The 7,085-nt window shown below is 42.2% G+C and carries 6 protein-coding genes; 2 read left to right on the top strand and 4 right to left on the bottom strand.

Translation table 11 applies throughout. The annotated features are described in order from the left end of the window. Positions 1 to 143 precede the first annotated feature (143 nt). Complete coding sequence (locus COD92_RS17435; RefSeq protein ID WP_098527514.1) at positions 144 to 548, bottom strand: VOC family protein; 405 nt, start codon at positions 546 to 548, stop codon at positions 144 to 146. Between the two features lie 159 nt (positions 549 to 707). Between COD92_RS17435 and COD92_RS17430 the strand changes: the two genes are divergently transcribed. Beyond that, on the top strand, positions 708 to 1,148 hold the full coding sequence (locus COD92_RS17430) for an SgcJ/EcaC family oxidoreductase (RefSeq protein ID WP_098527515.1): 441 nt from the start codon (positions 708 to 710) through the stop codon (positions 1,146 to 1,148). A 73-nt stretch (positions 1,149 to 1,221) separates the two neighbouring features. Here the strand turns inward: COD92_RS17430 and COD92_RS17425 are convergent, their stop codons facing one another. Then, complete coding sequence (locus COD92_RS17425; RefSeq protein WP_098527516.1) at positions 1,222 to 2,496, bottom strand: MFS transporter; 1,275 nt, start codon at positions 2,494 to 2,496, stop codon at positions 1,222 to 1,224. Continuing rightward, positions 2,493 to 3,815: an alkaline phosphatase family protein gene (locus tag COD92_RS17420; protein ID WP_098527517.1), complete on the bottom strand. Its 1,323-nt coding sequence runs from the start codon at positions 3,813 to 3,815 to the stop codon at positions 2,493 to 2,495. Before COD92_RS17420 ends, COD92_RS17425 begins: the two co-directional genes overlap by 4 nt. Positions 3,816 to 3,981: 166 nt before the next feature. On the opposite strand from COD92_RS17420, the gene COD92_RS17415 reads away from it, so the two are divergent. Continuing rightward, positions 3,982 to 4,896: an alpha/beta hydrolase gene (locus COD92_RS17415; RefSeq protein WP_176541045.1), complete on the top strand. Its 915-nt coding sequence runs from the start codon at positions 3,982 to 3,984 to the stop codon at positions 4,894 to 4,896. Positions 4,897 to 4,912: 16 nt separating this feature from the next. Here COD92_RS17415 and COD92_RS17410 read toward each other — a convergent pair whose 3' ends face one another. Beyond that, positions 4,913 to 7,000, bottom strand: a complete 2,088-nt coding sequence (locus COD92_RS17410; protein WP_255286513.1) for a metallophosphoesterase family protein — start codon at positions 6,998 to 7,000, stop codon at positions 4,913 to 4,915. Positions 7,001 to 7,085 lie beyond the last annotated feature (85 nt).

Genomic DNA, 7,085 nt, shown 5'->3' with positions numbered 1-7,085 from the left:
TTGCAGGGAACGTCTTATGCCTTCGTCCCAGGACAGTCGCCTCCACATTTAAGACAATCCGTCCAAAAGGTTAAAAAGCAACCTTTCGGCCGGCTCGTCTTTTGCTTGTCGGCGCTGACCAAGGGGCTTGCGCTTTTGTTCTTTTAGCTGACTGTAAACATCCAAGTCACACCATATTTGTCCTGTACAGAACCGTGCAGCTTGGCAAAAAACGTTGGTTGCAGGTCCATATAAATGGATCCGCCTTCTTTAAGGATTTCCCATGCTTTCAAAGCACGATCTTCCGAGTTAAGCTCCACGCTGATCGACACTTTCGCACCGTCTGGTAAGTCTCGATTTGAATCTGAACCATAAATAAAGCCTGATTCTGTTAATTTCAATTGAGCATGTAAAACAAGGTCTTTTTCGCTGTCAGACACAGGAAATTCAGGATTTGGAGGCATGTCCCCATATTTCTGCATGGATACGACTTCTCCAACAAAGGCCTTTTGATACATTTTAAACGCCTCATCACATTCTCTGTTAAACATTAAATATGGTGTAATCATAAATTCGACTCCTTTATTTTTCCATGTTTTATGTATTTTCCTAGAACAAAGATGTTATACTTTTATTATAACAGAACATTAGTTCTATATACAATAAATTTGAACAAGGTCTCAAATTGTTTTACGATTAATAATAGAGTCAAAGAGGAGTGTATACTTATGGAACAAATCGTAGAAGTAGAAGGAATTTATAGACAGCTGTTAGAGGCTTGGAATATTCGCAGTGCTCGTGGAATGGCCGAGTTATTTACAGATAATGGTGAGATGATTGGGTTCGATGGGAGTCTATCAGTTGGAAGTGAGGAAATATTTTCGCATCTTAAACCAATCTTTGAACACCATCCAACAGCTCGCTTCATAAGCAAAGTAAAAAATCTGCATTTTCTGAGTCCAGATATAGCTATATTGCGCGCAATTGCTGGTATGCTCCCTCCAGGACAATCAGATATTAATCCAAATGTAAACACGCATCACACGCTTGTTGCTATTAAAATTGATGGAGACTGGCGGATTAAACTGTTTCAGAATACTCCGGCCCAGTTTCATGGAAGGCCTGAGCTAGTAGAACATATGTCCAATGAGCTTAGGGAATTATTATAGTAAACACTAAGTTAGCAAAATAAAAAACAGTGCGATTTCACCCGCAAATCGCACTGTTTTTTCAAATATAAATTTATTGTGAAAATGAATTTGATTTGATAATCGCCTCATGCTCCGGAACCCTGATCAGAAGCAGGCCGCCGATTATAAACAATACAATTAAGCTAAAAACACCGCTATTGGTATTCCCGGTTATTTGGGCCGTTAATCCGACTAGAAATGGACCTAAGATCGCCGCAAACTTATAAAAAATACTATAGAACCCAAAGAATTCGTTGGCACTTTCCTTTGGGACCAGTTTAGCAAAATAGGAACGGCTTAATGCCTGAATCCCTCCCTGTGAGGAGGCGACTAGCATGGCGAGAATCCAAAAATCCAGAGTGGTTTTTAAAAAATAAGCATAAAAACATATTACGATATAAACAAAGATTCCCACTAACAGCATCGTTTTCCCCTTAAACCGGTCAGCCAGTTTTCCATATAGCACCGCAAACGGTGCGGCCACCACTTGCGTCGCAAACAAGATGATTAAGAGATTGGTTGAGGAGATACCAAGATCAGAGCCATAGGCAGTAGACATCGTAATAATGGTATTAACGCCATCAATGTAGAAGAAATACGCAACTAAAAATAAAAAGAGTGGACGGAAAAGTCTTATTTTTTTAAAGGTTAAAAAAAGCTGTCGAAACCCATTGGTAACTGGATTCGAGACGCGTTCCTTATAATAAATCTGCTTGACGTTTTTCAACATCGGAATTGTAAATAACCCCCACCATACAGCAGTGATAGCAAATGCTGCTTGACTTGCGACCGTAACAGAGATTGGAAGGATACCTTGCTGCGATAAAATGATAAGCGCTATTCCTAATATAAACGGGATCGTACTGCCGATATAGCCCATTGCATAGCCTTTAGAGGAAACTTGATTCATTCGGTCTTCAGTCGTGACATCGACAAGAAAGGCATCGTAGAAAATATTGGTTCCGCCAAAACCAATGACAGTCACCATATAACAGATTAAGAGAATCAGCCACTGGTTACTAGGAACAACGGCAAGTAATAGGGTGAAGATAATTCCGAGTGCAAAGAAAAAGGTAAAGAATCGTTTTTTGAAGCCCTTGAAATCGGCGATGCTACCTAAAATAGGGGCGCAAAGAGAGATTAACAGAGTGGCTAACGAATTGGCATAACCCCAGTAGGCCGTAGAGGTAGAAGCGGCAATTCCTGCTTCCTTTGCTGCTGCCTTGAAATATAACGGAAAGATGGCAGTGGTAATCAGGATGGAATAAGCAGAGTTTGCCCAATCATAAAAAACCCAGCTCTTTTCTTGCTTCGTCATCCGACTCATGTAACTTCCTCCTTTAAAGTTAACAACTCTTCAATCACTTCTCCATCGGTATTTCCTAAGCTGACACCCAGAAGTCTAGCAAATGTGGGGCCTTCATCGATGAGACGGATGGACGGCAAGGTGACCTGCTGAATTCCTTTCCCGGCTGCCATCAAAATTGTTCCATAGTTTTCTTTTTCGGGTGAATAGCCATGGCAGGCAAACGTATATTTTTTATCTGCCCTAGCATCCTCTGTTGTAATGGGTTTGATCAACTCCCCCGTGTAGTCTTCTAAAAAGAAAAATCCACGACTTGCTTCAATCATAAAGGCACAGGCAGGATCTGCTCCTCTTGCTGCTGCTTCTTCTCCGGTAATGAATTTCTCAATCCCAAAGTCCGGTTCCTCCAATAGTAAATTTAAGAGATTGCGAACCGTTTTAAAAGTGTCCACATCTTCAGGATCTTTAAGATAAATATATGCGGAGCCATCACAACTTTTACAGTAGGCCTTCCAATCTATTAGTTTTCCGGATGCGTTTGTAGTAATTAAGTTTTGTTTAGTAAAAAGGACATTGAGGTTAATCGCCTTCTGTTCGTCAAGTGCACTGTGATCGCCTAAAGCGATGATGGTGGATTGTTCAAGGATCTGAGCTTCTTTTAAAGCTTCGAGTATTCTCCCAAGACGTTGATTATGACGATGAATGGAGAGTATGGCTTCTTCTGAAGAAAAACCATGTTCATGGCGCTGTGTATCTAAATCGGTAAAGTGGACCAATAATAGGTTAGGTTTCTTAGATTTTATCGTATCGACAGCTGCCTCCAGGACAAAATCATCCAATTCCGGCTGCTGAATACCTTTGCGGATATGACCGTAGCGTTTGTTCATCTTCCATTGAAAGCGGGGCGTTCCGTTCAGTAAGGAAACTAGTATTTGATTCTGCCATGCTCGGTTAGCGAAGATTTCCGGCATGTTGTAGTTTATGTCAGCTTTTGCTGTGACGGGCCATAACAGGGCCGCGGTTGTCATGTTGGCCTTTTTTACTTCATCATAAAGGGTCGTACCCCGGATACATTTTCGGTACCAGTTCCAATCTGGTGACGCTTTACCAGGCTGGAGGAGGGTATTATTGATGACCCCGTGCCGGTTTGGATAGTTTCCAGTAACGATCGTCGCATGACAAGGATAGGTGACGGAAGGATAAATGGATTCGACACGTTCCACGAGTGCCCCGTTGGTAAGAATGGTTTGAAAGTGTGGCAGTTCTTTAAGGATGGGAAGGTCTAAAGCCGAAAGACAGTCAAAGGAAATAATGATTAAATGCTCGGTGAGACGGTTCATAGAACACCTCCTGTTGACTTAATTGTACTATAGGCAGGATCAATTGTTACAGTTTATTTACAAAATATTCGAAAATTAGTTGGATTTACTGAATGTATGCCTCAAGATTATTCTTTTTTAGTATAATGAAATTAGCAGATATTGGATGAAGAGGTGGAGTGGAATCATGCCAAGTTTCCAAAGTTATTTTTTTGAAAAAGCAATTAAGCTCTCGGTGAAACGGGCCGTCAAAAAAGGCGTTCGCCAAAAAGGTATAGAGGAACAGCGGGAGATGCTGGATACTGCTGCCAGTAAAATCGGCAGGCTCCCGAAAACCTGTCAGGTAGTCCCGCTGAAATTAGAAGGGTTATATGCAGAATGGTTAACGACGGGCACTACTTTGCCGGATAAGGTAATTCTTTATCTTCATGGTGGTGGTTATGCGCTTTGTTCTGCGAACACGCATCGGCCGCTTGCTGCTAGAATTGGGAAACAAGCTGGTATGAAGGTGTTGTTCCCTGAGTACCGCTTGGCACCCGAACATCCTTTTCCGGCTGCGATAGAAGATGCTGTTAACGTTTATCAATGGCTGTTGAAGCAGGGTTATGCAGGTAAGGACATTATTTTTGCAGGCGATTCGGCCGGAGGAGGCTTGTGTCTAGCAACGGCACTAGTCTTAAGAGATCAAAATGAACCGCTTCCGGCTGGGATCGTTTGTCTATCTCCATGGGTTGATTTAACCAGCAGCGGGGAAAGTTATCAAAAAAATGGAGAAGTGGATCCTTATTTAAGTGTAAGGGCTGTAAAGGAAGCGGCCCGAATGTATGCTGGGACGGAATCTCTTGACCATCCGCTGATTTCACCTGTATTTGCAGACCTAACCGGATTGCCGCCCATCATGATTCAATCAGGGACGCATGAAATTTTGCAAAGTGATGCCGTATCGCTCGCCATTAAAGCAAAGGCTGCAGGTGTGAAGGTATCATTTAAGGCATGGGATGGCATGTGGCATGTATGGCAAATTAGTGGTGATCACTTGCCTGAGGCTAGAAGGGCAACTAAGGAAATCGGCCAATTTATCAAGCGGATTATCCAAACGTGAAGGTCAATGCTGACCTTCACGTTATTTTTTTAAAGAGCTTGTTTTGGATTGTATCTTGTGAAAAAGAAACAAGGCCGAGATTATTGGTTGTTTCAATGATAGAGCTTTTTTCAATTGATTGATAGCGAAGTTGATCCTTCCATAAAAATTGCGTAAGCTCTGTACAGGAGTTGGTTTGGGTGATGGTGTAATCAGGCGTACAGACTCGGTAAATGTCGCCTCTTTTTCTGCTGTAAGCGTTGATGGCGATAACCATTTTCATTAATAATCCCCAGACTCCGGAAAAGCTCATATTTTTAAAAGGGCTGCTAGTGAATTGAAAGATCGGGAGTGTTTTTTCGTTGTCGAAAGTCACGGTTGATTTTACTGCCGAGGCGTAATGGACATCGCCTGATAAAATAATGAGCGATGATGGATTCCAAGTGGAGGTATGAGTCAAAAATTCTGTAAATCCTTTGCCATTATATTTCCAAGCTTCAAAATCAAACGAGGTTTGAACTTTCACGCCGATCACTTGAAAGGGGTTAATAAAACCATGTAAAAAGGATTCGATTAGTCCCATTCCATAAACGGGAGTAGCGGAAACAACAATTAATGGGCTCTTTTTTTTCCAGCCGCTGCTCTCGAGCTTCGAAGTGATGAGCGACCATCCGGTTTGGTTTAATAGCTGTGGACAGCCCTCACTTTCTTTCATAATATGACCAAATTTAATCGGCTTTGGGGCGGTATCATAGTCGCGCATTGTCCGGGTATCAAGAAAAACAGCCTTGGGGTGGGTGGGGGCAACATAATGCCATGAATTGAAATTCCAGAGCATTTCTAGCCATTTTTCATAATACTTTCGATGCGTGTAACCCCGGCGTAACAGTTTAAGATAGGATGCCATGGTGCTCATAAAAGTACTGTCAAAGGTATCAGGCTCATTTCCCCAGCCCTGGAAAAGCCAATAGGCACAAAGGCCGTTGGCGACCACATGTTTCCCCATTGGAGTGTTGTTGACGGTCATTTTCCACTCGGCTGAAAGATTCCAGTCATCCGTAATATCATGGTCATCAAAGATCATGTAGGTTGGAATATTGGCCAGCAATCTTCTTACACGGGTAAGCGATTCCTGAAGGGTAATCAGTTCCTCCTGCTGCTCAAGGTAGCGTTCCCTCAGCTTTTCCCGTTCTAATTTATGCTCTTTTTTATAGTTATTGTTATTAGGAAAGGTGAAATGGATGAGCTGTTGTTCTTCTGCTTCCTCAAAAGACGGCAGCAATTGCTGGTTCTGAAGAACTGCCCAAAGTTCGGGATTCCAAGACAAGAGGTACATCGCCGCAAATTCGCCGAGTTCAATTAAATGATTGTGGGATTGAGAGGATGTAAATTGAGCAATGTTTTCCATAATAAATTGTCTACCGTTGATTTGAGTTAGAGCGGTAAAATAGGGCTCTTGACCAAGCCTTATATCCTGTTTGGTTAGTGGTTCTTTATGACCAATTAATTCTCTGCTGATGGTGGATATCGCTAGGATAAGCGGGTCGGCGACATCATCGGCATAGATTTGGTCTCCCATTAGGAACAGGGCATCAGGGCGGGAGTTCGTATTTTGATATTCTTTTTCTAGAATTTGATCAGCTAAAGCGAGTGTATCCAGCCCTTCGCCATGAAGCTTACGGCAGGAACCGTATAGGATATTACTTTGACTGCTCTCATTTTTTATGATGAAGGCAGGATATTTTAGGTTTCCGTATACAATTGAGTGTGGATTATTAGGGGATAGGTAGTGAAGACTTTGTAAATCATACGATATGGAATCACTGTCACGAGTAAATTGCAAGTTATAGCCAATTAGGGTTTTCGTCGGAAAGTGGCCGAGAGTGGGCGTAACTTTGATTAAATGAAGGTAAAACTGTTTTCCAGCTCTTATCGTCGTGGTTTCTGATTCGGTTTCCAACAGATGATAATCGAATGATGGTTGATTGCTTAAATTTTCAACTTCATAAAGGCTGGCTTCAATTTTAGTCCGCCTGCTTGTCGCCACCCAAATAAAAATCTGACCACGCTCCACCCTCCGCACAATCGGTCCAGCTAAAACAAACGGAAATTGTATCAACCCCATCTTAAATCACCTCCTCAGATTGTAAATGGTGACAGGCACCATTTCTGTAATAATATTGCCACTATTTTTACGAGCATTTGGCCTT

It is taken from the genome of Bacillus sp. AFS037270 (assembly GCF_002585305.1).
The sequence above is the reverse complement of the archived record's forward strand: the minus strand, read 5'-3'. Positions and strand labels throughout refer to the sequence as shown.

Bases quoted from the DNA above. Each gene is read 5' to 3' on its own strand.
- COD92_RS17435 (WP_098527514.1), bottom strand. From the start codon at position 548: ATGATTACACCATATTTAATGTTTAACAGAGAATGTGATGAGGCGTTT.
- COD92_RS17430 (WP_098527515.1), top strand. From the start codon at position 708: ATGGAACAAATCGTAGAAGTAGAAGGAATTTATAGACAGCTGTTAGAG.
- COD92_RS17425 (WP_098527516.1), bottom strand. From the start codon at position 2,496: ATGAGTCGGATGACGAAGCAAGAAAAGAGCTGGGTTTTTTATGATTGG.
- COD92_RS17420 (WP_098527517.1), bottom strand. From the start codon at position 3,815: ATGAACCGTCTCACCGAGCATTTAATCATTATTTCCTTTGACTGTCTT.
- COD92_RS17415 (WP_176541045.1), top strand. From the start codon at position 3,982: ATGCCAAGTTTCCAAAGTTATTTTTTTGAAAAAGCAATTAAGCTCTCG.
- COD92_RS17410 (WP_255286513.1), bottom strand. From the start codon at position 7,000: ATGGGGTTGATACAATTTCCGTTTGTTTTAGCTGGACCGATTGTGCGG.